Here is a 23978-nt window from a genome sequence, read left to right on the forward strand (position 1 = left end):
CATGGAATCTCTGCAGCGACCCGTACCGCAGTCGCCTCCGCCGGGCTGCCCGATGCACGCCGGCGTGAGCACGCCGCTCTACGGGGAGATGTTCTCGGCCGACCCCGGCGCGGTCTACGACAAGCTGCGCGCCAACGGCCCGGCCGCGCCGGTGGAGTTGGCGCCGGGGGTGGACGCCACCCTGGTCACCTCGCACGAGGCCGCGCTGCGGGTGCTGCAGAACCCGGGCATGTTCGCCCGGGACTCGCGGCGCTGGGCGGCGCTGAACGAGGGCCGGGTGCCGATGGACAGCCCCGTCCTGCCGATGATGTTCTACCGGCCCAACTGCCTCTTCACGGACGGCGCCGAGCACCTGCGGCTGCGCAAGGCCGTCACCGAGAGCCTGGACCGGCTCAACGACAACCGGCTCAACCGGCACGTCGAGCGGATCGCCGGCTACCTGATCGACCAGTTCAGCGCGCTGGGCCGGGCCGACCTGCTCAACGACTACGCCAAGCTGCTGCCGCTGCTGCTGTTCAACCAGCTGTTCGGCTGCCCGGCCGACATCGGCGACCGGCTGACCCGCAGCATGTCCGCGCTCTTCGACGGCCTCGACGTGATCCAGGCCAACGAGGAGCTGACCTCCTGCCTGATGGACCTGGTCGCGCTGAAGCGCCGCCAGCCGGGCGACGACATCACCTCCTGGCTCATCCAGCACCCGGCCGGGCTGCGGGACGAGGAGCTCAAGGACCAGCTGGTCATGCTGATGGGCGCCGGCGTCGAGCCCGAGCGCAACCTCATCGGCAACGCGCTGCTCCTGCTGCTGTCCGGCGAGGGCGGTGCCGGACTGCGCATCGAGGACGCCCTCGACGACGTGCTGTGGAACAACCCGCCGATCGCCAACTACGCGACGCACTACCCGATGCAGGACCTCAACCTGGGCGGCGTCCCGATGGACGCCGGCAGCCCGGTGGTGATCAGCTTCGCCGCCGCCAACAGCGACCCGGTGCTGACCGACGCCCGACTGACCCTCAGCAAGGGGGCCCACCTGGCCTGGGGCGCCGGCCCGCACGCCTGCCCGGCCAAGTCCCCGGCCCAGTTGATCGCCCTGAGCGCGATCGAGTGCCTGCTCAACGCGCTCCCGGACGTCACGCTCGCGGTGCCCGCGGAGAGCGTCGAGTGGCGGCCGGGCCCGTTCCAGCGCGGCCTGGTCTCGCTGCCGGTGCGGTTCAGCCCGGTGGCCGCCCGCACCGCGGGGCCGGCCGTGGGCGCGGACACCGCCCCCGCCCCCGCGCCCGCGCAGGCCGCCGCCGAGCAGGTGCAGGCGTACCCGCAGGCCGCCGCCGGTCCGGCCCGGGCCCCGCAGAAGAAGGGCTGGTGGAGCTCCTTCCTGGACGTCTTCCGGGTCTGAGGCGTCCAGGGCTCCGGGCTCCCGGCCCGACCCGCCGTCGTGGGCCGTCCGGCCACCGGCCGTTCGGACCGGCTGTTCGGTCACGGGCCGTCCGGTCACGGGCCGTTCGGGTACCAGCCGTTCGGTCACCGGACGTTCGGTCACCGCGAGGTGAACGGCGTGCGACGACGGTGCAGTACGTGACGGGGGCAACACGGATCGACGCTTGAGCGCGCTGGTGCTGGGTAGTACGCCGCCGTACTGCCCGCCCGCGTGTTGAAGGAGCCCGTGTGACCGCCATGTTGGAAGCCCGCCCCGCGGAGTCGGAGCACCCTGACGGCAGGGTCGACCGCCGTGCCGCCGTCCCGCTGCTGCGGAGGCTGCGGTCGGCCGAGGGGCTCGCCGACCCGAGCCCGGTCTACGACGGGCTGCGGGCGCTCGGGGACCTCGTCCCGGCGCCCTGGGGCGGCTACCTGGTCACCGGTTACGAGGCCTGCGACCAGGTCCTGCGCGGCAGGACCTGGCTCGTCCCCGACTTCGCCTGGCAGGAGCGGCAGACCGGGACGGAGCGCTGGGAGGCCGTCGCCACCCAGGAGATGAGCCGCACCCTCTCCCGCCTCAACGCCCCCGAGCACACCCGGCAGCGGCGCAGCCTCGGCAGCCTCTTCGACCGCAACACCCTCCGGGACATGACGCCGCGGATCGAGGCCGACGCCACCGAACTGCTCGACCGCCTGGCCGAGCGAATACAGGCGGACGGCGAGGCGGACTTCGCCTCCGTGGTCAGCGAGCAGCTGCCGATCGGCACCATCGGGCGCTGGCTGGACATCCCCCGCGCGGACTACCCGCACATCCTGACGATGACCCACAACCAGGTGCACGCCCAGGAACTGCTGCCCACCAAGAGCCAGCTGGCGGTCTCCGAGCAGGCCACCATGGACCTTCGCGCGTACTTCACCCGGCTCGTCCGGGAACGCCGCGACAACGACGGCGACGACGTGATCGCCGGCTGGATCCGCACCTGGGACGCGCTGGAGTCCGACCCCGAGGCCACCGACCGGATGGTCTACCAGCTCACCATGTTCGTCACCATCGCCTCGCTGGAGACCACGGCGACGCTGCTCTCCTCACTGGTGTGGCAGCTGCTGCGGTCGCCCGGGACGTGGGAGTGGCTGCGGGAGCGGCCCGAGCACATCGACGAGGCGATCGACGAGGCGCTGCGCTACGACCCGCCGATCCGCGTCAACAGCCGCGTCGCGGGCGAGGACACCGTGCTGGCCGGAACGTTCCTCCCCAAGGACACCATGGTCCACGTGATGTACGGCGCGGCCAACCGCGACCCGCGCCGCAACCCGGACCCGCACGCCTTCGACCCGCTCCGCCGGGGCACCCACCTCACCTTCGGCGGCGGCGCCCACTACTGCCTCGGCGCGGGCCTGGCCCGGCTGGAGGCGCGGGCCCTGATCGGTCAACTGCTGGAGCGCTTCCCGACGCTGCGGGCGGTGAGCCCGCCGGAGCACGCGCCCCGGATGGTCTTCCACCGGGTGACGTCCCTGAGAGTGTCCGCATGAACGTCTCCCCGCAGGCTCCCCAGTACCCCCCGTACGCGATGCAGCCGCCGCCGTACGTCCCGCACCCGTCGACGACGACCGGCTGGTACCCGCCGGCCCCGCAGTCCGCGCCGGTCCCGCAGTCCGCGCCGGTCCCCGAAGGTGCTCCCGCTCCCGAAGGCGCTCCGGTTCCCGAAGCCGCGGTGGTCCCCGAACCCGCGCCCGCCCGTACGGTCCGTTCCGAGCTCCGGGGCGCGGTGCTCCACGTCGAGCTGGACAGCCCGGGGACGGGGAACGCCGTCACCTCGGCCATGCTGGACGAACTCCTCGCCCTCCTCGCCGTCCCCGACCCGGCCGTGCGGGTGATCGTGCTCTCCGCGGCCGGCCGGGACTTCTGCCTCGGCGGCGACCGCGACGAACTCCTCGCGGGCCTGGACGAGGACCCGACCGGCGGCCGCATACGGGCCTACGGGGACAAGGCCCGCCGGGTCTGCGACGCCCTCGTCAACAGCCCCGCCGTCACCATCGCCCGGGTCCAGGGCCGGGCGACCGGCGCCGGCTTCGCCCTGGCGCTCGCCTGCGACCTGCGGGCCGGCGCCGACAACGCCGTCTTCCGGCTGCCCGAACTGGCCCTGGGCCTGCCCGTCGCCTGGGGCGGCCTGCTGCCCCGGCTGCTGCACGAGGTCGGCGCGGCCCGGGTCCGCGAGATCATCCTGACCGGCCGCCCGGTCGGCGCGGTGGAGGCGCGGGAGCTCGCCATCCTGCAGCGCGTCGTCCCCGAGCAGGAGCTGGACGAGGCGGTGGCCGAGTGGGCCCGCCCCATCACGCGCCGCTCCGAGGCCGCCCTGCGGGTCACCAAGACGCTGCTCGCCTCCCACGCGTCCGCGACCCGGCTGGCCGACGCCGCCGTGCTGGACTCCGAGCTGATGGCCTCCGTCCTGGCCGCCGCCCACTACACCCGGAGCCTGGCCGACCGGGGGCCGGCCTCCTGACCGGTGCGTGCGCGAAGGGGCCCGCGTCCTCGGACCCGGGCCCCTTCCACGCGTGGGGGAGCCGGTTGTCGATCGTGCCCGCACGTTCGCTACCGTGTGCGGTCGACGAAGGAGAGATGATCATGGTGGGGACGACGCGCGGCGGGCGCGTGGCCGGGGCCGTACTGACGACGGCGCTGGTCATGGCCGGAGCGGCGGCCTGCGGGGGAGACGGGGGCGGCGCTGCCGAGGCGGCGGCCAGTACACCGCCGCAGCCGTTCGGCGCCGCCGGCTACCGCGGGCTCCAGCTCTCGATGACCAAGGAGGAGGCGCTCACCTCCGGAGCCCTGGAGCCGTCTCCGGTCTCGCTGCTCAACGGCTGCACCGACTACGCGTACAAGGGCGGCCCGGCGCCGGACCCGGTCCGGATGGCGGCCGAGGCGGAGGTCCGTACGAAGGCAGACAAGGCCCTGGCCAGGATCGACGAGATCAAGGCGGCCAGGAAGCCGCTCGCGTCCCCGCCGTCCGGGGCCTCGTCGAAGGAACTGCAGGAGTACCTCGCGGGCCTTCGGGAGCAGCTCGACCAGACCGAGGCGGGGCGGCGGGAGATGGCCGTGCTCTACAAGGACCTGGACCTCCTCGGGCCCGCCCGCAAGAACCGGGACCAGGCCTTCCTGACCACCGGCCGGGTCAACTTCGGCACCGAGGGCCTGCGCCAGCTGGTCGCCCCGGCGGGCGCCCGCACCGCCGAGGGCATCGGCGCCGGCTCGACGGAGGAGGAGCTCAAGCGCGCCTACGAGGGCAGGGACCTCAAGCCGATCAAGGAGGGCGGTTACGAACTCCCGTCCGAGAGCGGCAGCGGCGGCCCGGACTGGTTCTACGAGTTCACCATGGCCGACGGCAAGGTCGCCGGGCTCGCCCTGGTGAAGCACAACACCTACTGCGCCTGAGAAACCGGTTGTGGATCATGGCCGCACCCTCGGTACGGTGACCCTCGAAAGATCATGTGGGGGTTTGTGACATGGGGAAGAACCGGGCCACGGTCCGCGCGGTGGGCGTGGGCATCTCGGTAGTACTGCTGGCCGCCTCGGCGGCGGCCTGCTCGTCCGACGACAAGAAGGACTCGGCGAAGGCCGGGGGCGCCGCCGCGGCACCCTCGGCGGCGCCCACGACGAAGGGCCCGGAGGCCTTCGCGGCGGCCGGGTACCAGGGGATCAAGCCGGGCATGGCCAAGGACGCCGGGCTGGCCACCGGAGCCCTGGAGGCGTCACCGGTCTCGCTGCTCGGCGGCTGCACGGACTTCGTCTACAAGGGCGGACCGGCGCCGGACCAGGCCCGGATGGCCGCCGAGGCGGCCACCGAGGCCCGCTACAAGGACCTCAGCGCCAAGGCCGACGCGGCCAGTGGGAAGGCGCCCGCCCCGGCGGGCACCCTGCCGCCGAACGCCTCCGCCAAGGACGCGGCGGCCGCCGCCGCGGGCTCCGCTGCCGGGGCCAAGGACTCGGCCGCCGCCGCCAAGCTGATCGCCGACTCGACGATGGCCCTGGTCGACCTGAGGGTGGCGCAGGAGGCCAAGGACAAGACGTACCTGACCACCGGCCGGGTCTCCTTCGCGGAGGCGGGCCTGCGCGAGCTGGCCGCCCCGGCGGAGGCCAGGACGGCCGAGGGCATCGGCGCCGGCTCCACCCTGGAGGCGCTCCAGCAGGCGTACGGCGCCAAGGGCCTCCAGCAGGACAAGAGCGGCAGGTACGTGCTGCCGGTCGAGGGGCAGCCGGGCTGGCAGTACGAGTTCACGGTGGACGCCGGGAAGGTCGCCGGGATGGCCGCGGTGAACCGCGACATCAAGTGCGCCTGACCGTCTGATCGTCCGACCGGTCGATGAGGGCCCCGCCGAACCGTCCGGTTCGGCGGGGCCCTCTGCCGTGCTCTGCCGTGCTCTGCCGTGCTCTGCCGTGCTCCGGCGGGAACCCGGCGGCCCGTGCGGACAGGTGGGGGTGTGGAACTGTCACAGCGGGCGCGATTGAGGAGCGGCGACCAGTGGGCGTTCGGGGAGCTGTTCGATGAGACGGCGGACGATCTGTACCGGTACGCGGTGCGGGTGGTGGGGGACCGGGCCGTGGCGGAGGACGTCGTCCAGCTGACGTTCCTCGAAGCGTGGCGCCTGCGCGGCAGGCTGCGGGAGGACGACGGGCCGGTGCGGCCCTGGCTGTTCGGGATAGCCGCCCAGGTCCTGCGCAACACGACCCGGGCGGCCCGGCGGCACCGGGCGGCGCTGGCGCGGCTGCCCGACCGGGGCGTCCTGCCGGACTTCGCCGAGGAGTTGGCCGGGCGGCTCGACGACGACGCCCGGCTCGCCGCCGTGCGGCGGGCGCTGGGCGGGCTGCGGAAGGCGGAGCGCGAGGTGTTCGGCCTCTGCGTCCTGGCGGGCCTGGACTACGTGAGCGCGGCCGAGGCACTCGGGGTGCCGATCGGCACGGTGCGCTCCCGGCTCTCGCGCGCCCGCACCAAGCTGCGCGCGCTGGTGGACGAGGAGCTCCGGGGCGGGCGGGAACCCGCTCCGGACACCGGACAGGTACGGGGTGGCCGCACCGAAGCGGCCAGGTCGACGACACCGGGGAGGACCCGATGAGTCCGATGAATCCGATGAACGAGGACGAACTGCTGCCACCGCCCACGGGACCGGGGCTCCCCGCCGACCGCCGGCGGCAGCTGCGGGGGCACCTGATGAGCGAGTTCGCGCGCGGGCCGGCGGCCGCGCCCCGGCGGAAGCGGCTCGGCTGGGTGGCCCTGCCCGCGCTGGCGGGCGGCCTGGCGCTGTCCCTGGTGCTAGTCGGCGGGCCGACCGAGCGGGGCGCCGACCCCACGCGGCCGGTCGCGGCCGTGGTCCTGGACCGCGCGGCGCGGGCCGCCGAACAGCAGCCCGCCCCGGCGGCGCGCGGGGACCAGTTCGTCTACGTGAAGAGCCTGGACGACTGGGCGAAGTCGCAGGGCGAGGCGCCGCAGACCCGGGAGCTCTGGACGTCCGTTGACGGCAGCAAGCGGGGACTGCTGCTCGTGGACGGGCACCTGCCGAACCCCGGAGGAAGCGACGAGCACGGGGAGGCCGAACCCGTGCCGAACGCCGGGAGGTTCGGCGGCTACGCCTACGTCGCCGCCCTGCCGACCGACCCGGATGCGCTGCTGGCCAGGATCCACGCGGACACCGAAGGCCACGGGCCCGGCCCCGACGAGGAGGCGTTCAGGACCGTCGGCGACCTCCTGCGCGACCAGATCGCCCCACCGGCCGTCAGCGCTGCGCTCTACCGGGCGGCCGCGAAGATCCCCGGCGTCAGGGTGGTCGACTCGGTGACCGACGCGGCAGGCCGCCCCGGCATCGCGGTCGCGCGCCGGGACAGCGGTGCGAGGGCCGAGGTCCAGTGGATCTTCGACAGCACCGACTACACCTACCTCGGCGAGCGCAGCGTCGCCGTCACCGACGGCGCGACCTTCAGGAAGGGCGACATCACCAGCCAGATGGCCGTCCTCGCCCGCGCCGTCGTCGACCAGCCCGGCACCCGTCCCTGAGGAGAGGCGCGCTTCTGCAGGCGGCGATGGTGCGATGGAGGGTCAGCCGCCGACCGCCACGGCGGACGGCGACTGCCACCCCCGTAGGGCGGCGCGGGCGCGGGCGACGCCTCCGGGGGTGGCGGGCGCGCCGGTGCCGACGGCGACGGTTCTCGTGCCGAGGCCCGCGCAGGCGCGGCAGATGCCGGGGCGGGGCACCGGATCGTGGCAGCGGCCGCACTCGGCGTACGGCGTCGGTGGGGGCGCGGCTCGTTCCGGCGGCAGTTTCCGTTGCAGGCGGTCCCGGAGGATCGCCACCGGGGAGTGCATCGGCTGCGGCAGTCCGGGGAGCAGGGCGTGGGCCAACTCGGCTTCGTCGCAGCCCCGTTCCAGCCACTGTGTGACGAGTGGTGCCAGCGCGCGGGCCTCGGCCTCGCCGAGGCGCAGGCGGGGTTCGGGCCGGATCACCCGGAACAGGGTGGCCACGGCGGCCCGCGTCCGTTCATCCGGGAGGGTGGGTTCTTGTCCCGGGTCCTTTACGGGAGGGGTGACAGCGCGGCCGGAACTCCCTCCACCGGAGGCCGGGCGGGGGACAGTCGGTTCGGGCTGCGGGGTGTCGAAGACGTGGGCCTCGGACCGGACCGTCCCGTCGGGCATCCGGACCCTGTCGACCCGGTAGTACCCGGCGTCCTTCAGCTCCTTGAGGGCCCGTCGGACGGCGCCCCGCCCCTGCGGACTGCTGTCCGCCATCTGCCGCCCGTCCTCCCGCCACCCGTCGGGGCGGGAGAGCAGGTCGGCGAGGAGGCCACGAGCGGTGTAACTCAACCGCCGGTCCTGCAACAGGCCGTTCGGAAGCACGCTGAACGCGCGCGAATGAACGCTACGATGAATCCGCATCTGGAGCTTCGTTCTCCTGGTGCCTGACCCCGGGGTGTTCCACCACCGCCGGGGTCTCCTATGTTCTGTTGATGATGCGGAAAGTAGCACAGCGACTACGAAGAGTGCGAACCGTTCGAGCGTGAAGCCCAAGCCCCCCGCGCCGAGTGCGCCCCCACGCCGGGCGAGGTGTTCAGGAGCACCGAGCGAGTCGATGCGGGCCGAGGTAGTAGGACAGGGCGGCGTGCGACGGCCCGTCCGGAACCCCGCCGCTCGTCAACAGCTTCACGCCCGGTTCGCCGCTGGTCATGCCCTGGTCTCCCGTACCGTTCGCGCCGGTCCTCGGCCGCCCGCCATGGGGCGGGCGCGTTCGAGGAGCCCGCGCACGTGGGGGTTGCGGCGGTGCGGCCGGGTCGCGGAGAGCATCGAGCGGAAGCGGTCGTCGGCCCGGCCGGACTGGATGGTCGGATAGTCGTCCAGGGCGAGGTGCCAGCTCTGGACAGCCTCTTCCAGCCGGCCGGCTCCGAGCTGCCACTCGGCGAGCATGGCGAGGGCGCGTACGCGGGACCCGCGGTACACCGGGGGGCGGAGCTTCTCGGAGTGCTGGAGCGCGCGGATCGCGCCATCGCGGTCGCCGAGCTCGTAGTTGACCTGGGCGACGTGGTACGCGAGGGCGGCCGGATCGTAGCGGCCGACGACCTTCGCCTTCGACTCGGCCTGATCCATCGCGACTTCCGCTGTGCGCAGGTGGAGCAGGGCTCCGATCCTGTCCCCGGTCTGGGCGAGGGCGTGGGCCTGCTGGCCGGCGAGGAAGGCCCTCATGCGGGGACCGGCCTCCGGGGAAGCGGCCGAGGCGGCGTCCGCGAGCCGCAGGGCGCTGCTGCCGTGGCCGAGATTGACGGCTTGGACGCTCATGCCGCGCAGGGTGGTGCAGTAGGTGAGGTGGTCGCCCGCGTGCCCGGCCAGCTCCAGGGCCTTCAAGTAGTAGCGCTGGGCCAGGGAGTCGTGGCGTTCGTCCACGGCCATGTAGCCGGTCAGGTAGCAGTGGTCGGCGGCGGCCGACAGCATGGCCTTGCGGACGTCCTCACCGGCGTCCGCCCGCAGGTACGGGACGATCGTGTTGACCAGGAACGAGGCGGCCATCGGACGGGTCATCCGGCCGCCGAACTGGTCGTCCAGGTCGCTGATCCGCTCGGTCATCGCCGCGACCGCCTGGACCTCCGCCATGCCGATCCGCAGGTGGGGGTCGGTCCGCAGTCTCTCGAAGCGGCCCACCACGTCGGGCCAGCCGGGGATGGTGAGGGCCACCGAGTAGAGGCCGGCCGTGAGGATTCCGCGCCGGGACGGGTCCATATCGAGGCTCCCCAGGTCGATCAGCCCTGACACCGTATCCGTCGGCTGCTCAACAGGGGTAGGTGTCCCGCGGAATCCGGCCTCGACGGCGGTGATCGGCCGCTTGAGCCTCCGCGCCAGTGTCTCCAGGACGACCGGCAGGGCCTTCGCCGTAGGCGAGGTGCCGCTGAGCCAGTGGGAGACGGCCGAGGCGTCGTACTTCAGCCGCTGCCCGGTCTCGGTGCCGGTCCGGTTGACGGCCCGAGCCAAATCGCCGTTGCCCCAGGCGGCTTCGGCCATCAGTGAGGCGAGCCTGTGGTTCGGCCCACGGTCGGTTCGCACGACAGTTCCCCCTGGCAGGTGGGTTTCAAGGGTTTCAACGTCCGGGCGCGCCCCGACCATAGCCGACCGCAGGGCATGGATGTTGACTGTTCGTCATCGGCCAATCACCAGCCGTGGTGCGAATGGTCCCGTCCGCGTTCCCCTTCGAGGTGCCCCCATGCTGATGTCCCGCCGCCCGCGCATGTTCGTCGCACGCCTCGACGCGCGGACCGAATCCGCTCCCCTGGCCCGGTACTTGCTCCGGGCTTTCCTCTCCGGGCTGCCCTCCGGGGACCGCTACCGCGACACCGCCGAACTGCTCCTCGGCGAGCTCTTCGCCAATGCCGTCCTGCATTCCGACGCCCCCGACGACCGCCACATCGAGGTCCGCTTCGCTCTCACCGGCTCCCGCTTGCGCCTCGAAGTCCACGATGCGGGCACCGGACGGCCGATCCTCCGGACCGCCGTCCCCGACGATGAGAAGGGGCGCGGTCTGTTCCTTGTCGACGAACTTGCCGAACGGTGGGGTTGCGCCGCCCGCCCTTGTGGTATCGGCAAGTTCGTCTGGGCCCATATCGCCCCCGTCACCACCCTCGCCTGAGAGCCGCTTCTTCCATGAACCTCGTCACCCTCGCCCGGCACACCCTCTCCCGTGGGGCCACCCCGGCCGCGACCTACGCCCTCCTGGCCCGCCTCGGCCACCCGCCCCTGCCCGTCGCGCGCGCCGTCTGCCTCGCCCTCGACATCCCCCACGCCGAAACCACCCGCCGCCTGGCCGAGTGCTACGACGCCCTCCTCGCCGACCCCCGCCCCGACACCGAGACCGACACCGGCGAACTCCTCGAAGCCCTCGGCGTCTTCGACGTCCCCAAGTCGCTCACCGACACCGAACTCGCCGTCGTCGAACACTTCCTCGTCGCCATCGACGCCATGGGCGGCATCCGACCGGGCCACCACCACGGCCTCCAACGCTGGTTCACCACCGGCAACCTCATCTCCGCGTACCTCTCCCTCGCCGCCGCGCATCCCCTTCCCCGCACCGGCGACCCCGCCCTCTACTGGACCACCCTCGTCACGGCCGGCGAACTCCTCGCCACCACGCTCCCCTCCGACCGCCGCATCACCTACGCCCTCACCCGCTGCCGCGCCCGCGCAACCCACCCGTAAGCGCGAGAAGTCGGCCCGGCCGACTTCTCGCGCAGGAGTGGCCCGGCGCCGCTTCGGCAAGGCCGAAGCGGCGGCGGATGACGGGGTGAAGTGAGTGCTGCTCGGCGGCGGTTCCGGCGGCCCGGCCCTTCTCGGTCGGGCCCGCCTGGGCCTTGTCGTCCTGGCGGGCGGGCGACCTGCGGCGAGGAGCGCGGCGGTTGTGGCTCTCCCCGCACAGGAAGTCGACCTGACGACTTCCGGTGCGGGGAGTGGTGCCTGATGCCGTTGCCGCTTCGGGTCGGCCGAAGCGGCAACGGGGTGCGAGGCGAGGTGGCCCCGGAGGGGTCAGCGGGCGGCGGCGCGTTGGAGGGCGCTGGCGAGGAGGGCGAGGTCGGTGGGGCCGTTGCCGAGTTCGCGGACGGGCCGGCGGGCCGGCGGGGCGCCGAGCTGGAGCGGGTCTATCGCGACGACGGTGGGCCGCAGGGTGGCGGTGCGCGGGATGCGGCCGCTGATCCGGGCGGTCTGGAAGGCGGTGACGCCGCCGTCCGGGAGGCGGAGGTAGCCGCGGCCGGGGGTGTCCTCGGGCAGGGCGGCCGCGTCGCCGAGGTGGATCAGCAGGTCGGAGTCGGCCGGGTCCTCGGTGCGCAGGGCGATCCGCAGCAGCGCGGCCTCGTCCACCTCGGTGCCGGCGCTCTCCTCCGGGCGGCCGGTGGCGACGGCGAGGTGGACGCCGAGCGGTCCGCCGCGGCGGGCGACGGCGGCCAGCGCGCGGGCGAGCGGGCGGCCGGCGGCGGAGGTGGGGGAGAGCAGGGCGTCGTAGTCGTCGACGACGACGACCAGCCGGGCGGGGGGAGCGGCGGGGCCGGTCGGGCGGGGGCCCTCCGCGCTGCGCGGCGGGATGATCCGGGGCGTGGTGGCCGCTCCGCCGCCGACGGCGGCGGGCACCGGGACCTTGGGGTGCTCGGCGTCCGCCTCCGGCCCGTCCAGGCTCTGCCCGTCCAGGATCCGGGCGGCGTGCCAGGAGGCGAAGTCCAGCCCGTCGAACAGCCGTTCCCGCAGGGTGAGTTCGTCCTCCAGCGCCTCGGCCGCGAGCAGGGCGGCGCGCGGGTCGGCGGCGGCGTTCACCCGGCCGCTGACGTGCGGCAGCTCGGTGCAGCCGTCCAGTCCGTCCTGGCCGTCCGAGGTGGCCCGGCCCTCGATGATCGTGACGGCGAGCCGCCCGGGCCGCTCGGAGACGGCGAGCGAGGCGACCAGGGTGCGCAGCAGCTCGGTCTTGCCGGAGCCGCGGGCGCCGCCGATCAGCAGGTGCGGGCCGCCCGGGTCGGGGGAGGGGACGGTGAGTTCGGGGTCGGCGAGGTCGAGGGTGCAGAGCTCGTCCCGGGTGGTGCCGAGCAGGGCGGTGGCGGCGCCGATGCCGCCGGCGTGGGCGTCCCAGCGGGCGGACAGCTTGGCCGGGGTGACGGTGTCGAGCTGCAGCAGGTCGAGCAGCCGCAGCACGTCGGGCAGCGGGCCGCGGGCGGCCGGGGTGGCCTCGCGCAGCGGGGCGAGGACCCGGGCGAGCCGTTCGGCCCAGGCGTCCGAGACGGCGTCCAGCGAGACCTCGTGGAGGGTCTCCCGGCCGCGGGCGACCGGCCGGGACAGCGACAGCTGGGTGCCGACCTCGCCGGTGATCAGGGCGGTGGCGCCGAGGCCCCGGGGGAGCAGTTCGGGCTGCTCGGCGAGGCAGATCGGGAAGATGCCGACCGCCGGGCCCTGGCGCAGCAGCAGGTCGAGCGCCTGCCGGGCGGCCTCGGTGGCCGGGCGGCCGTCGACCACGACCACGGTGGCGGGGTGGCCGCCGAGGCCGCTGGGGCCGCTGAGCCGGGCGGTGAGCTCGGTCAGCCGGGCGGTGGCCTGTTCGTCGTCGAGGCCGATCAGCAGCCGGCAGTCCTGGCCGTCGACCGGGCGCAGGTGGGGCAGCCACAGGGCCCAGGCCCAGGTGTCGACGCGGTCCTCGGCGGCGCGGGCCGGGTCGGCGTCGACCACGACCAGGCTCAGCCCGGTCGGCGGGTGCAGCGCGGCGAGCTGGGCGACGACGGCGCGGGTGAGCGCGTCCAGGCGCTCGCGCGGGCCGCTGAGGCCGAGGCTGCCGGCGGTCTGCAGGTCGAGGGTGACCGGGACGGCGGGCAGCATGGTGCCGGGCGTGGTGCCGGGGCCGCCGGGGCGGTCGGCGGTGCCGAGCCGCAGGGTGAGCGCGTCGGGGTGGCCGGGGCCGCGCTCCCAGAGCCGGGGGCCGGGGCCGACGGCGTTGAGCAGCAGGGTGGCGAGGTCGGGCCAGCGTTCGCGCTGGGCGGCGGTCTGGCGCAGCCGCACCGCGGCGTGGTGGCGCTCGGCGCTCTCCTGACCGGGCGGTTCGGCGGCGCGGCCGGGCAGCAGGGAGAACAGGCCGCGGCCGCGGCCGGGCGCGGGTTCGGGGGCGGCGGGCGGCTCGACCACGGGCGGTGCGGGCCGGACCGGCCCGGGGGCGGCGAGCTGGAGGTGGCCGTGGCCGTCCGGCAGGGCGGCGCGGACGGCTCCGGTGGCCTCGGCCGGGTCGGGGGCGGTCACCTGGAGGGTGGACTCGCCGATCCGCAGCACGGCGCCGGGCTCCAGTGGGACGGCGGCCTCCGGCGGGACGGGCGGGACGAGCCGGCCGTCCAGGGCGGTGCCGTTGGTGGAGCCGAGGTCGCGTACGGAGATCCGGCCGTCCTCGGCGAGGTGCAGGGAGAGGTGCAGCCGGGAGACGTCCGGGTCGTCGAGCGGGACGTCGGCCTCGGCGGAGCGGCCGATCCGGATCTCCCGGCCGTGCAGCCGGTGCACGCCGCCGGCGTCGGGGCCGCCGACCACCCGCAGTTCGGCGGCGGCGGGGGCGTCGTCGGGGTCGTCGGCGGTCGGGTCGGGCTCGTTCAGGCTGAGGACGGCGCCGTCGAGCAGCGGGGGGTGGCCGAGCAGGGTGTGCTCGTCGACCCGGTGCGCCCCGGCGTACAGGTGTACGTGGGTGGCGGCCCGCGGCCCGCGCACGCCCACGGCACCCGCGAGCGCGCCCGCGATGGCGCCGAGTGCGGTGCCGACGGGCGCGGTCACCAGCACGTCCACGTAGGGAATGGCGGAGCCGGCGGCGGACGGGCCGCTGCGCGGTCGGAGGACGGTCAGCCGGATCTGCATCTCGCCCGCGGGTCCCTTCTGCTGATGTGAAGCCTGGTGCCGCTGCCCGGTGCCAAGGGCACCGTTGGGCCACACGAGTGGCGAGTGTCCATCCTGCCATCCGTCGTGGACGGTCCGCGCACCGTACCGGATTTGACGATCTTGCGATCGTGGCCGTGACCGGGGCGACGGAGAGTCAGGTCGACGGTCCTCTCGCGGGGTGCCCGGGACCTTCCCTAGGGGATCTCCCCCAACCCTTCCCCAGACCGTGCGGATGGCCTACCGACCACCTCAAAAACCCGTACGGTCACCGTTAGAGTGGCCGCAGACACGGGCCCGGCAGGCTCACCGCACCGGCGGAGGAGCGCCCCGCGCGGGCGGCACGGCGAGGAGTGCGACAGGTGCGGCCAGTCGGCAGCAAGTATCTGCTGGATGAGACCCTCGGGCGGGGTGCGACCGGCACCGTCTGGCGCGGCGTGGTGCGCGAGGACGTCCAGGTGCCGGGCTGCCCGCCCGGGCAGCGGGTGGCGATCAAGGTGCTGCGCGAGGAGCTGGCCGCCGACCCCGACGTGGTGATGCGCTTCCTGCGCGAGCGCTCCCTGCTGCTGCGGCTGACCCACCCCAACATCGTCCGGGTCCGCGACCTGGTCGTCGAGGGCGAGCTGCTGGCCCTGGTGATGGACCTGGTGGACGGCCCCGACCTGGCCCGCTACCTGCGCGCCAACGGCCCGTTCAGCCCGATCGCCGGCGCCCTGCTGATGGCCCAGGTCGCGGACGCGCTGGCGGCCAGCCACGCGGACGGGATCGTCCACCGCGACCTCAAGCCGGCCAACGTGATGCTCGCCTCCACCGTGGTGGACGGCGTCGAGCGGATGCACCCGCTGCTGACCGACTTCGGCATCGCCCGGCTCGCCGACTCCCCGGGCGTCACCCGCACCCACGAGTTCGTCGGCACCCCCGCCTACGTCGCACCGGAGTCCGCCGAGGGCCGTCCGCAGACCTCCGCGGTGGACGTGTACGGCGCCGGGATCATGCTGTACGAGCTGGTCACCGGCCGCCAGCCGTTCCAGGGCGACAGCGCCCTCGCCGTGCTCCAGGCCCACCTGGCCCAGGAGCCGCAGCGGCCCAGCACCATGCCCGAGCCGCTCTGGACGGTGATCGAGCGCTGCCTGCGCAAGGACCCGGCCCAGCGGCCCGGTGCCACCTCGCTGGCGCACGCGCTGCGGGTGGTCGCGGCCGGGGTCGGCGTGCACGCCTCCCCGGCGGCGGTGGACGAGGCGCTGGCGGTCGGCGCCCTGCTGCTGCCGGACCCGCAGCCGACGGCCGTCCCCGGCAGCGTGCCGCCGCTGCCGCCCGTGACGGTGCCGGGCGCCCTGGCCCCGGGCTTCATGGTCCCCGGTACGGCCCCCGGCGCCGAGGACCACACCCAGGTGCTGCCGCCGACCAGTGGGCAGTACGACCCGGCCGCGGCGACCGCGGTGATGGGCACCCAGCCGCCGCCCCCGCAGGGCGCCCCGGACCGCACCCGGGTGATGCCGCCCGCCGCCGTGCCGCCGCCCCCGCCCGCCGGGCCGCCGCAGGAGGAGGCGCCGCACCCGTGGCAGACCCAGCTGCGCGCGGCGCGGGACCGCAACCAGCAGACCCAGGTCGGCTACTTCGGCCCGGAGGACTACGAGGACCTCCCGCAGCCGCAGGTCGCCCCGCAGCCCTACCAGGCCGGGCAGGGGGGCCCGGCCGGACCGGGCGGCCACGGCGGCCAGGGGCACCGGCCGGGCCAGGGCGCCCCGGGTGGGCGCCCCGGCGGGCAGCAGCCCGGCGGCTACCGCCAGGCCCCGCCCCCGCCCGGCTACGCCCAGCGCCCGCCGGTGGCCCCGCCGCCCTACCAGGCGGGCCAGGCCGGCCCGGGAAGCCAGGGCGGCCAGCGGGGCCAGGGCGGCCGTCCGCAGCCGCCCGGCGGCTACCGGCAGGCCCCGGGCGGGTACGGCCAGTCGCAGGGCGGCTATCCGCCGCCGCCCGCGCCCACCCCGGTGCCGCGCCGGGCCGAGCCGCCCGCGCCGCAGTACCGGGAGGCCCCGCCGCAGCGCCGCGAGGAGCCGCCGGCCCCGGCCCGCCGCGAGCCCGGGCCGGCCCGCGAGCCGCGCCCGCGCAGCCGCAACCGGATGTACATCCCGGGGCTCGGCTGCTTCAAGGGCTGTCTGATGGTGCTGCTGGTGCTGGCCGTGGCCGGGGTGGCGCTGTGGAACTTCACGCCGCTGCCGCACTACTGGGACAACGTCGTGGGCTGGTTCGACTCGGCGCGCGACTGGGCGAACAGCCTCTTCGGCAAGTAGCGCCGCCCGGGGCCGGAGCCGATCCGGAGCCGGAACCGGTCCGGGTCCGGACGGCGTTCCGGCCTCCGGCCCGCCCGGGCGGCCACATTGACGCTATGTCGACAATTATCGAGATTTCTCGGCCGGGACTCCCGCTCCGGGCCCTTCGGGCGGCCCCCGCAGGCCCTCCGGGCGCGTAGGTTGGTCGCTGTTGTCCCGCCCCACCGAGCGCGCCGGACCCCCGGAGCGCTCCCGCGCCGCCCACGGAGCAGCATTGGCACGCAAGATCGGCAGCCGGTACACCGTCCACCAGGTGATCGGCCGGGGTTCGGCCGGGACGGTCTGGCTCGGTGAAGGGCCCGACGGCCCGGTGGCGGTCAAGCTGCTGCGCGAGGACCTCGCCGCCGACCAGGTGCTGGTCGGCCGCTTCGTCCAGGAGCGCACCGCGCTGACCAGCCTCGACCACCCCCGGGTGGTCGGCGTGCGCGACATGGTGGTGGACGGCAGCGACCTCGCCCTGGTGATGGAGCTGGTCCAGGGCACCGACCTGCGCTCCCGGCTGGAGCGGGACGGCGCGCTGCCGCCGCAGACCGCCGCCTCGGTCATCGCCGACGTCGCCGACGGCCTGGCCGCCGCGCACGCGGCGGGGATCGTCCACCGCGACGTCAAGCCGGAGAACGTCCTGCTCGACCTCGCCGCCGCCCCCGGCCCCGGCGGCGCCCCGCGCGCCAAGCTCACCGACTTCGGGGTGGCCCGCCTGGTCGACGCCCCGCGCCGCACCCGGGCCACCCGGATCATCGGCACCCCGGACTACCTCGCCCCCGAGATCATCGAGGGCCTGGAGCCGCGCGCCGCCGTCGACATCTACGCCCTCGCCACCGTGCTGTACGAGCTGCTGGCCGGCTTCACCCCGTTCGGCGGCGGCCACACCGGCGCGGTGCTGCGCCGGCACGTCACCGAGCAGGTCCCGCCGATCCCCGGCCTGCCGGACGGGCTGTGGCGGATCATCTCCGAGTGCCTGGCCAAGGCCCCGGCCTCCCGGCTGCGCGCCGCCGAGCTGGCCTCGCGGCTGCGCGAGCAGCTGCCCTCGCTGGCCGGCCTGCCGGTGCTCGCCGTGCCCGGCCAGGGCCGGGCCCCGGCCGAGGAACAGCTGACCCCCGGCGAGGCCGTCTACGCCGAGATCGACGCCGGCCCCGGCATCCACAAGCGCCGCCGCGGCCCGGCCGTCCCGCTGGTGCCCGGCGCCGCCCCGGACTCCACCCGGGACACCCACACCAGCCTGCGCCGCCCGTCGGCCGACGAGCTGGCCGCGTACGCGCTCGAGTCCCGCGCCCAGCGCGCCGCCCCGGGTCACCGCCGGGACCGCCAGGCACTGCTGCGCCGCCGCCGGCTGCTGGCCGTGCTGATCGCCACCGTGCTGCTGCTGGCGGGCGCCGCCGCGGCCTGGACGGCCTTCGCGGCCACCGTCCCGGACGGCGGCCACCCGGCCCGTCCGGCGGTGTCCGGCACGGCCCCGTGGGCGCCGTAGCCGGGGCCGTGGCCGCCGTCGTGAGGCCGGGGGGACCGGGGGTGTCGTCATGACCACTCCCGGAACCATTACCCTGGGGGCGTGGCAGCCGTCGATCCTTCCGAAGAGCTCAAGAACCTCGATACGACCATGGGGTCGATCGAGGCCGTCATCGACCTGGACAAGATCCGGGCCGACATCGCGGTCCTGGAGGAGGAGGCAGCCGCCCCCACCCTGTGGGACGACGTCGCGAACGCGCAGAAGGTGACCAGCCGGCTCTCCTTCCTCCAGGGCGAACTGCGCCGGGTCGAGGGCCTGCGCAGCCGTATCGACGACCTGGGCGTGCTGTTCGAGCTCGCCGAGGCCGAGGACGACGCGGACACCCGCACCGAGGCCGAGAACGAGCTCGTCGCCCTCCAGAAGGCGGTCGAGGAGCTGGAGGTCCGTACCCTCCTGTCCGGCGAGTACGACGCCCGCGAGGCGCTGATCAACATCCGCGCCGAGGCCGGTGGCGTGGACGCCGCCGACTTCGCCGAGCAGCTCATGCGCATGTACCTGCGCTGGGCCGAGCGGCACGGGTACCCCACCGAGGTGTACGACACCTCGTACGCCGAAGAGGCCGGCATCAAGTCCGCGACCTTCACCGTGAAGGCCCCGTACGCCTACGGCACCCTCTCGGTCGAGCAGGGCACCCACCGCCTGGTCCGCATCTCGCCGTTCGACAACCAGGGCCGCCGGCAGACCTCCTTCGCCGGTGTCGAGGTGCTCCCCGTCGTCGAGCAGTCCGACCACGTCGACATCGACGAGGGCGAGCTCCGGGTGGACGTCTACCGCGCCTCCGGCCCCGGCGGTCAGGGCGTCAACACCACCGACTCGGCGGTGCGCATCACGCACATCCCGACCGGCATCGTGGTCTCCTGCCAGAACGAGCGCTCGCAGATCCAGAACAAGGCGTCCGCGATGAACGTCCTCCAGGCCAAGCTGCTGGAGCGGCGCCGCCAGGAGGAGAAGGCGGCGATGGACGCGCTCAAGGACAGCGGCAGCTCCTGGGGCAACCAGATGCGCTCCTACGTGCTGCACCCGTACCAGATGGTGAAGGACGTCCGCACCGCGTACGAGGCCGGCAACCCGCAGGCCGTGCTGGACGGCGACATCGACGGCTTCATCGAGGCCGGGATCCGCTGGCGCAAGCAGCGCGAGACCAGCGCCGAGTAGCGGCAGACGACGACGAAGGCCCCCGACCGCAGTGGTCGGGGGCCTTCGTCGTACGTCTCGTGGGTTGTCAGGCCAGAGCCTGCCGCGCGATCAGCGCCACCGCGAGCAGCCCGGCCAGCAGGGCCAGCAGCATCGCGGGGGAGAGTGCGGCGAACGGGCTCTGCTGCTCCTGGATCCGGGCCCGGTTGGCCCGGCACACCGGGCAACGCCCGTCGCTGACGCGGCCGTTGCAGTTGGCGCACACCAGATGGTCGCAGGTCATGCGATCTCCTCCTCGCTGCTACAGCCAACGCGCCGGACGGGGCTTTGGTTCCATGTGCTGCCCTGTACGGGGGAGCGGCCGTGACGCGGTCGCCCCCTCCACTCTGCCAGGTTCCGGCGGTTCCGGCTCCCGGGCTGCGAGATGACCCCCGATTTTCGGGGCATAAACGGACATTCTCTCCCAAGGGGCGGGCGTTGTCGCGGGCGGCCCCTGCGGGCCGGATGCCGATTCGCGTATGGTCCGAGTCCGGGAGCGGCCCTCCGCGCTCCCTTCGACCGCCCCCGGGCCGGGCCCCAGGGGCGGACCGACCCAAGGACTGGCGCCGCCTAGGATGGCCTCCGTGATGCAGCCGTGATCAGATTCGACAACGTCTCCAAGACCTATCCCAAGCAGAACCGTCCCGCCCTGGACAACGTCTCGCTGGAGATCGAGAAGGGTGAGTTCGTCTTCCTGGTCGGCTCGTCCGGCTCGGGCAAGTCCACCTTCCTGCGCCTGTGCCTGCGCGAGGAGCGCCCCACCACGGGGGCGGTGCACGTGCTGGGCAAGGACCTCGGCAAGCTGTCCAACTGGAAGGTGCCGCACATGCGCCGCCAGCTGGGCACCGTCTTCCAGGACTTCCGCCTGCTGCCGAACAAGACGGTCGCGCAGAACGTCGCCTTCGCGCTGGAGGTGATCGGCAAGCCCAAGAGCGCCATCAACAAGGTGGTGCCCGAGGTGCTGGAGCTGGTCGGCCTCGGCGGCAAGGAGGACCGCATGCCGGGCGAGCTGTCCGGTGGTGAGCAGCAGCGCGTGGCGATCGCCCGGGCCTTCGTGAACCGTCCGATGCTGCTCATCGCGGACGAGCCCACCGGCAACCTCGACCCGCAGAACTCGGTCGGCATCATGAAGCTGCTCGACCGCATCAACCGCACCGGCACCACGGTGCTGATGGCCACCCACGACCAGGCCATCGTCGACCAGATGCGCAAGCGCGTCATCGAGCTCGACAAGGGGCTGCTCGTCCGCGACCAGGCCCGCGGCGTCTACGGGTACCAGCACTGACCGACCAGCGCTGACCCGTAGGGCCGCCGGCCCGAACCGCCAGTCCCGGAGCAGTACCGACCCTGGAGTTGTTTCCCGCATGCGTGCCCAGTTCGTCCTGTCGGAGATCGGTGTGGGTCTCCGACGCAACTTGACCATGACCATCGCGGTCGTGGTCAGTGTCGCGCTCTCCCTCGCCCTCGCCGGTTCCTCGCTCCTGGTCCGCGACCAGGTGAACTCCATGAAGGGGTACTGGTACGACAAGGTCGAGGTGAGCATCTACTTCTGCACCAAGGCGGACGCCCGGAACTCGCCCCAGTGCGACAAGGGTGCGGCCACCGACCAGCAGGTCCAGGACATCAAGGACCAGCTGGACAAGATGACCTCGGTGGTCCAGTCGTCCACCTACGAGAGCTCCGCCGACGCGTACAAGCACTGGAAGGAGATGAACCCGGACAACCCGCTCATCTCCGTCCTGGGCGCGGACGCCATGCCGCAGTCCTGGCGGGTCAAGCTCAACGACCCGACCAAGTACGACGTGATCCAGAGCGCCTTCGCCGGCAAGCCCGGCGTCAAGTCGGTCGAGGACCAGCGGAAGATCCTGGAGAACCTGTTCGGCCTGCTGAACGGCCTCCAGACGGCGGCCTTCGTGATCATGGTGCTGATGCTGTTCGTCGCGCTGCTGCTGATCGTCAACACCGTCCGGGTGTCCGCGTACAGCCGACGGCGTGAAACCGGGATCATGCGCCTGGTCGGTGCGTCGAACTTCTACGTCCAGATGCCGTTCATCGCCGAGGCGGCCTTCTCGGCGCTGCTGGGCGCGATGATGGCCTCCGGACTGCTGATCGGCGGGCACTTCTTCGTCCAGAACTGGCTGGCCGACCGGGTGCAGTTCATCCACTTCATCGGCCTCGGCTCGGTGCTGGCGGTGATACCGCTGCTGATCGTGGTGGGTATGGGCATGGCCGGTGTGGCGGCGTTCTTCACGCTGCGCAAGTACCTCAAGGTCTGATTCCCGGACGCCCCGACGGCCCCGGACGGCACTGCGCCGTCCGGGGCCGTCGGCGTTCCGGGGCCCGTCGTTCCGGTTCGTCCCGCTCGGAGCGGTGTCTACACTCCGGTCCATGCTGCAAACTCCGCGCAGGGCCCGCCAGGTGGCCGCGCTCAGCCTGGTGTTCGGCGCCGTGCTGCTGGCCGGCGCGGCCACCGGCGCCTGGGGCGACCCGGGCGGGCCGCCGCACAGCCCGTCCGCCGACACCGCCCGGGCCACCGGCGGGCTCCCGGCGGACCCGGCCGGCGCCGCCCTGTCCGAGCAGCAGGCCGAGCACCTGCTGGCGGCCGGCGGCGACCGCTGGGGCGCGTACTACAGCGCCCAGGAGTACGCGGAGTTCAGCCAGGGCCTGGACGGCCGGTACCCGGGCGTCGGCCTCTCGGTCGGCCGCGGCCAGGACGGCGTCACCGAGGTCTCCCAGGTCGCGCCCGGCGGCCCGGCCGCCGCGGCCGGCATCGCCCCCGGCGACCGGCTCGTACGGATCGGCCAGGACCAGGCCGACCACCTGCCGGTCACCGAGGTGGTCGCGCGGCTGCGCGGCCAGGGCGAGGAGCGCCGGGCCGGCTCCGAGGTCACCCTGGCGGTCCGGCGCGGCGAGGGGGAGGAGCGCGAACTGCGGCTGCGGCGCGTGCTGCTGGACAGCCGGCAGGTCACCGCGGAGCAGCTGGGCAAGGGCGTGCTGCGGGTGACCGTGCGCGGCTTCACTAGCGGCGTGGCCGACCAGGTGCGCGCCGCGCTGCGCGCCCCGCACGCCGGCGTGGTGCTCGATCTGCGCGGCAACTCGGGCGGGTTGGTCGACGAGGCGGCCGGCACCGCCGGGATCTTCCTGGACGGCGGAACGGTCGGCTCGTACCAGGAGCGCGGCGAGACCAGGGAGTTGACCGCCCCGCCCGGCGGCGACCAGCGCACCCCGCTGGTGCTGCTGGTGGACGGCGGCACGATGAGCGCCGCCGAACTGCTGGCCGGAGCCCTCCAGGACCGCAGCCGCGCCGTGGTGGTGGGCTCGCGGACCTTCGGCAAGGGCACCGTCCAGCAGCCCAGCCGGCTCGCCGACGGCGCCGTGCTGGAGCTGACCGTCGGCCGCTACTACACCCCGGCGGGCCGCTCCCCGGACGGCACCGGCCTCACCCCCGACGTCCCGGCCGGCTCGGGCGAGGAGGCCGACGAGCTCGCCCTGCGGGTCCTCTCGGGGCTGGGCACCCGCGCCTAAAGCAGCTGCCCGATCCGGCCTCGAAGTGCGAGAATGGCCGCGTTATGGCAAAGGAAACCGGACAGAAGCTGATCGCGCAGAACAAGAAGGCGCGACACGAGTACACGATCCTCGACACCTACGAGTGCGGCCTCGTCCTCACCGGAACCGAGGTCAAGTCGCTGCGCGAGGGGCGGGCCAACCTGGTCGACGGCTACGCGTACATCCAGAACCACGAGGCGTGGATCGACAACGTCTTCATCCCCGAGTACACCCAGGGGACGTGGACCAACCACGCGGCCCGGCGCAAGCGCAAGCTGCTGCTGCACAGGATGGAGATCCACAAGATCGAGAGCAAGGTCCGCGACGCGGGCCACACCCTGGTCCCGCTCTCGCTGTACTTCAAGGACGGCCGGGTGAAGCTCGAACTGGCGCTCGCGGTCGGCAAGAAGCTCTACGACAAGCGCCAGACGCTGCGCGAGAAGCAGGACACCCGCGAGACGGCCCGTGCGGTGGCGGCGGCCCGCCGACGCCAGGGTTAATCCGCTGGACCCTCGCCCGTCGCCTCGCGTACTATGGCGCAAGCAACACGGACGATGACCGTCCGAGCTGTTTCTCAACAAAACATGGGGATGATCGGTTTCGACAGGGGATGTTGAAACAGGGGAAGCGAGCCGAGGAACGCGGCAATGATCTCGTTAACCACGTGTCGCAAAAAAATAATCGCCAACTCTAAGCGCGATTCCCAGCAGTTCGCTCTCGCTGCCTAATAAGCACCGATAGCGCTTGGGTGTCAGACCGGGGAGTTCCCGACCCGGACCCTGGCATAATCTAGGGAACTCAACCGTCCGCCCGGGCTGCGAGGGCGGATGGGAAATCAAACAGCAGCTGGGCCTGTTGGCGGCTTGTCCGTGTGACCGCCAGGGCCGAGAAAATCACAGCGGACTGCGCTCGGAGAAGCCCTGAATTAACTCCACTGGACCCGGGTTCGATTCCCGGCATCTCCACCACCCCATGTTGACACGAAGGCCGTCCTCCGCTCCGCGGAGGGCGGCCTTCGATTTTTGTACGTTCCGGAGCAGCGCGGCCGGGGGGTCGCGGCGTAGGATCATCCGTCCGCTCGTTTTCCGGAGCCGGATTCCGCCGCTACCACCG

At 73.7% G+C, this 23978-nt stretch carries 20 protein-coding genes and 1 other RNA gene; 17 read left to right on the plus strand and 4 right to left on the minus strand.

The window, feature by feature from the left end:
* The first annotated feature begins 1 nt into the window (after nucleotide 1).
* The 7 genes from AMK13_RS30690 to AMK13_RS30730 all read left to right on the plus strand — a co-directional run bounded on the left by AMK13_RS30690 (nucleotide 2) and on the right by AMK13_RS30730 (nucleotide 7454).
* Nucleotides 2–1390: a cytochrome P450 gene (locus tag AMK13_RS30690; RefSeq protein ID WP_074005014.1), complete on the plus strand. Its 1389-nt coding sequence runs from the start codon at nucleotides 2–4 to the stop codon at nucleotides 1388–1390.
* A gap of 278 nt (nucleotides 1391–1668) precedes the next feature.
* Nucleotides 1669–2940 carry a cytochrome P450 gene (locus AMK13_RS30700; RefSeq protein WP_079272671.1) on the plus strand — a complete coding sequence of 424 codons (1272 nt, stop codon included), beginning with the start codon at nucleotides 1669–1671 and terminating at the stop codon, nucleotides 2938–2940.
* The gene (locus tag AMK13_RS30705; RefSeq protein ID WP_241853101.1) at nucleotides 2937–3911 is read left to right on the plus strand and encodes an enoyl-CoA hydratase/isomerase family protein; all 975 of its coding nucleotides are present in this window, start codon (nucleotides 2937–2939) and stop codon (nucleotides 3909–3911) included. The genes AMK13_RS30700 and AMK13_RS30705 overlap by 4 nt, the downstream gene beginning before the upstream one ends.
* Before the next feature lie 122 nt (nucleotides 3912–4033).
* Nucleotides 4034–4840 (plus strand): hypothetical protein, encoded by an 807-nt coding sequence (locus AMK13_RS30710; RefSeq protein ID WP_143204675.1) that lies wholly within the window; start codon nucleotides 4034–4036, stop codon nucleotides 4838–4840.
* A gap of 71 nt (nucleotides 4841–4911) precedes the next feature.
* Entirely contained in the window at nucleotides 4912–5745 is an 834-nt protein-coding gene (locus AMK13_RS30720) for a hypothetical protein (RefSeq protein ID WP_241853102.1), read from the plus strand.
* A 141-nt stretch (nucleotides 5746–5886) separates the two neighbouring features.
* On the plus strand, nucleotides 5887–6519 hold the full coding sequence (locus AMK13_RS30725) for an RNA polymerase sigma factor (protein WP_074005017.1): 633 nt from the start codon (nucleotides 5887–5889) through the stop codon (nucleotides 6517–6519).
* Nucleotides 6516–7454 (plus strand): CU044_5270 family protein, encoded by a 939-nt coding sequence (locus tag AMK13_RS30730; RefSeq protein WP_143204676.1) that lies wholly within the window; start codon nucleotides 6516–6518, stop codon nucleotides 7452–7454. Before AMK13_RS30725 ends, AMK13_RS30730 begins: the two co-directional genes overlap by 4 nt.
* Before the next feature lie 42 nt (nucleotides 7455–7496).
* On the opposite strand, the gene AMK13_RS30735 is transcribed toward AMK13_RS30730, so the two are convergent.
* A complete protein-coding gene (locus AMK13_RS30735; protein ID WP_241853103.1) occupies nucleotides 7497–8258 on the minus strand; it encodes a hypothetical protein in 762 nt (253 codons plus the stop codon).
* Between the two features lie 357 nt (nucleotides 8259–8615).
* Entirely contained in the window at nucleotides 8616–9941 is a 1326-nt protein-coding gene (locus tag AMK13_RS30740; RefSeq protein WP_074005020.1) for a tetratricopeptide repeat protein, read from the minus strand.
* 199 nt (nucleotides 9942–10140) lie between these two features.
* Between AMK13_RS30740 and AMK13_RS30745 the strand changes: the two genes are divergently transcribed.
* Both AMK13_RS30745 and AMK13_RS30750 read left to right on the plus strand, forming a co-directional pair.
* On the plus strand, nucleotides 10141–10563 hold the full coding sequence (locus AMK13_RS30745; protein ID WP_063780117.1) for an ATP-binding protein: 423 nt from the start codon (nucleotides 10141–10143) through the stop codon (nucleotides 10561–10563).
* A 14-nt stretch (nucleotides 10564–10577) separates the two neighbouring features.
* Nucleotides 10578–11129: a hypothetical protein gene (locus tag AMK13_RS30750; protein ID WP_049650826.1), complete on the plus strand. Its 552-nt coding sequence runs from the start codon at nucleotides 10578–10580 to the stop codon at nucleotides 11127–11129.
* A 324-nt stretch (nucleotides 11130–11453) separates the two neighbouring features.
* On the opposite strand, the gene AMK13_RS30755 is transcribed toward AMK13_RS30750, so the two are convergent.
* On the minus strand, nucleotides 11454–14291 hold the full coding sequence (locus tag AMK13_RS30755; protein WP_074005021.1) for an FHA domain-containing protein: 2838 nt from the start codon (nucleotides 14289–14291) through the stop codon (nucleotides 11454–11456).
* 380 nt (nucleotides 14292–14671) lie between these two features.
* On the opposite strand from AMK13_RS30755, the gene AMK13_RS30760 reads away from it, so the two are divergent.
* The 3 genes from AMK13_RS30760 (at nucleotide 14672) to prfB (ending at nucleotide 19301) form a co-directional block, all read left to right on the plus strand.
* Nucleotides 14672–16600: a serine/threonine-protein kinase gene (locus AMK13_RS30760; RefSeq protein WP_074005022.1), complete on the plus strand. Its 1929-nt coding sequence runs from the start codon at nucleotides 14672–14674 to the stop codon at nucleotides 16598–16600.
* Between the two features lie 253 nt (nucleotides 16601–16853).
* A complete protein-coding gene (locus AMK13_RS30765) occupies nucleotides 16854–18107 on the plus strand; it encodes a serine/threonine-protein kinase (RefSeq protein WP_074005023.1) in 1254 nt (417 codons plus the stop codon).
* Between the two features lie 81 nt (nucleotides 18108–18188).
* Nucleotides 18189–19301 (plus strand): peptide chain release factor 2, encoded by a 1113-nt coding sequence (prfB, locus tag AMK13_RS30770; protein ID WP_049653430.1) that lies wholly within the window; start codon nucleotides 18189–18191, stop codon nucleotides 19299–19301.
* 67 nt (nucleotides 19302–19368) lie between these two features.
* Here prfB and AMK13_RS30775 read toward each other — a convergent pair whose 3' ends face one another.
* Entirely contained in the window at nucleotides 19369–19563 is a 195-nt protein-coding gene (locus tag AMK13_RS30775; RefSeq protein WP_049653432.1) for a hypothetical protein, read from the minus strand.
* A 351-nt stretch (nucleotides 19564–19914) separates the two neighbouring features.
* On the opposite strand from AMK13_RS30775, the gene ftsE reads away from it, so the two are divergent.
* From ftsE to ssrA, 5 genes are all read left to right on the plus strand, one after another.
* Complete coding sequence (gene ftsE / locus AMK13_RS30780) at nucleotides 19915–20604, plus strand: cell division ATP-binding protein FtsE (RefSeq protein ID WP_049653434.1); 690 nt, start codon at nucleotides 19915–19917, stop codon at nucleotides 20602–20604.
* A gap of 79 nt (nucleotides 20605–20683) precedes the next feature.
* Nucleotides 20684–21595: a permease-like cell division protein FtsX gene (ftsX, locus tag AMK13_RS30785; protein WP_049653435.1), complete on the plus strand. Its 912-nt coding sequence runs from the start codon at nucleotides 20684–20686 to the stop codon at nucleotides 21593–21595.
* A gap of 112 nt (nucleotides 21596–21707) precedes the next feature.
* Entirely contained in the window at nucleotides 21708–22844 is a 1137-nt protein-coding gene (locus AMK13_RS30790) for a S41 family peptidase (RefSeq protein ID WP_074005024.1), read from the plus strand.
* Between the two features lie 44 nt (nucleotides 22845–22888).
* Nucleotides 22889–23365: an SsrA-binding protein SmpB gene (gene smpB, locus AMK13_RS30795; protein ID WP_049653438.1), complete on the plus strand. Its 477-nt coding sequence runs from the start codon at nucleotides 22889–22891 to the stop codon at nucleotides 23363–23365.
* Nucleotides 23366–23451: 86 nt separating this feature from the next.
* Nucleotides 23452–23833: a transfer-messenger RNA gene (ssrA, locus tag AMK13_RS30800) on the plus strand.
* Nucleotides 23834–23978 lie beyond the last annotated feature (145 nt).

This window comes from Streptomyces sp. CB02056 (assembly GCF_001905545.1).
Lineage (GTDB): Bacteria > Actinomycetota > Actinomycetes > Streptomycetales > Streptomycetaceae > Kitasatospora.

Excerpts from the sequence above, each read along its gene's own strand:
- AMK13_RS30690 (WP_074005014.1), top strand. The coding sequence starts at position 2 with ATGGAATCTCTGCAGCGACCCGTACCGCAGTCGCCTCCGCCGGGCTGC.
- smpB (WP_049653438.1), top strand. The coding sequence starts at position 22,889 with ATGGCAAAGGAAACCGGACAGAAGCTGATCGCGCAGAACAAGAAGGCG.
- AMK13_RS30750 (WP_049650826.1), top strand. The coding sequence starts at position 10,578 with ATGAACCTCGTCACCCTCGCCCGGCACACCCTCTCCCGTGGGGCCACC.
- ftsX (WP_049653435.1), top strand. The coding sequence starts at position 20,684 with ATGCGTGCCCAGTTCGTCCTGTCGGAGATCGGTGTGGGTCTCCGACGC.
- AMK13_RS30705 (WP_241853101.1), top strand. The coding sequence starts at position 2,937 with ATGAACGTCTCCCCGCAGGCTCCCCAGTACCCCCCGTACGCGATGCAG.
- AMK13_RS30745 (WP_063780117.1), top strand. The coding sequence starts at position 10,141 with ATGCTGATGTCCCGCCGCCCGCGCATGTTCGTCGCACGCCTCGACGCG.
- AMK13_RS30790 (WP_074005024.1), top strand. The coding sequence starts at position 21,708 with ATGCTGCAAACTCCGCGCAGGGCCCGCCAGGTGGCCGCGCTCAGCCTG.
- AMK13_RS30775 (WP_049653432.1), bottom strand. The coding sequence starts at position 19,563 with ATGACCTGCGACCATCTGGTGTGCGCCAACTGCAACGGCCGCGTCAGC.
- AMK13_RS30720 (WP_241853102.1), top strand. The coding sequence starts at position 4,912 with ATGGGGAAGAACCGGGCCACGGTCCGCGCGGTGGGCGTGGGCATCTCG.
- AMK13_RS30755 (WP_074005021.1), bottom strand. The coding sequence starts at position 14,291 with ATGCAGATCCGGCTGACCGTCCTCCGACCGCGCAGCGGCCCGTCCGCC.
- AMK13_RS30710 (WP_143204675.1), top strand. The coding sequence starts at position 4,034 with ATGGTGGGGACGACGCGCGGCGGGCGCGTGGCCGGGGCCGTACTGACG.
- AMK13_RS30700 (WP_079272671.1), top strand. The coding sequence starts at position 1,669 with ATGTTGGAAGCCCGCCCCGCGGAGTCGGAGCACCCTGACGGCAGGGTC.
- AMK13_RS30740 (WP_074005020.1), bottom strand. The coding sequence starts at position 9,941 with ATGGCCGAAGCCGCCTGGGGCAACGGCGATTTGGCTCGGGCCGTCAAC.
- AMK13_RS30730 (WP_143204676.1), top strand. The coding sequence starts at position 6,516 with ATGAGTCCGATGAATCCGATGAACGAGGACGAACTGCTGCCACCGCCC.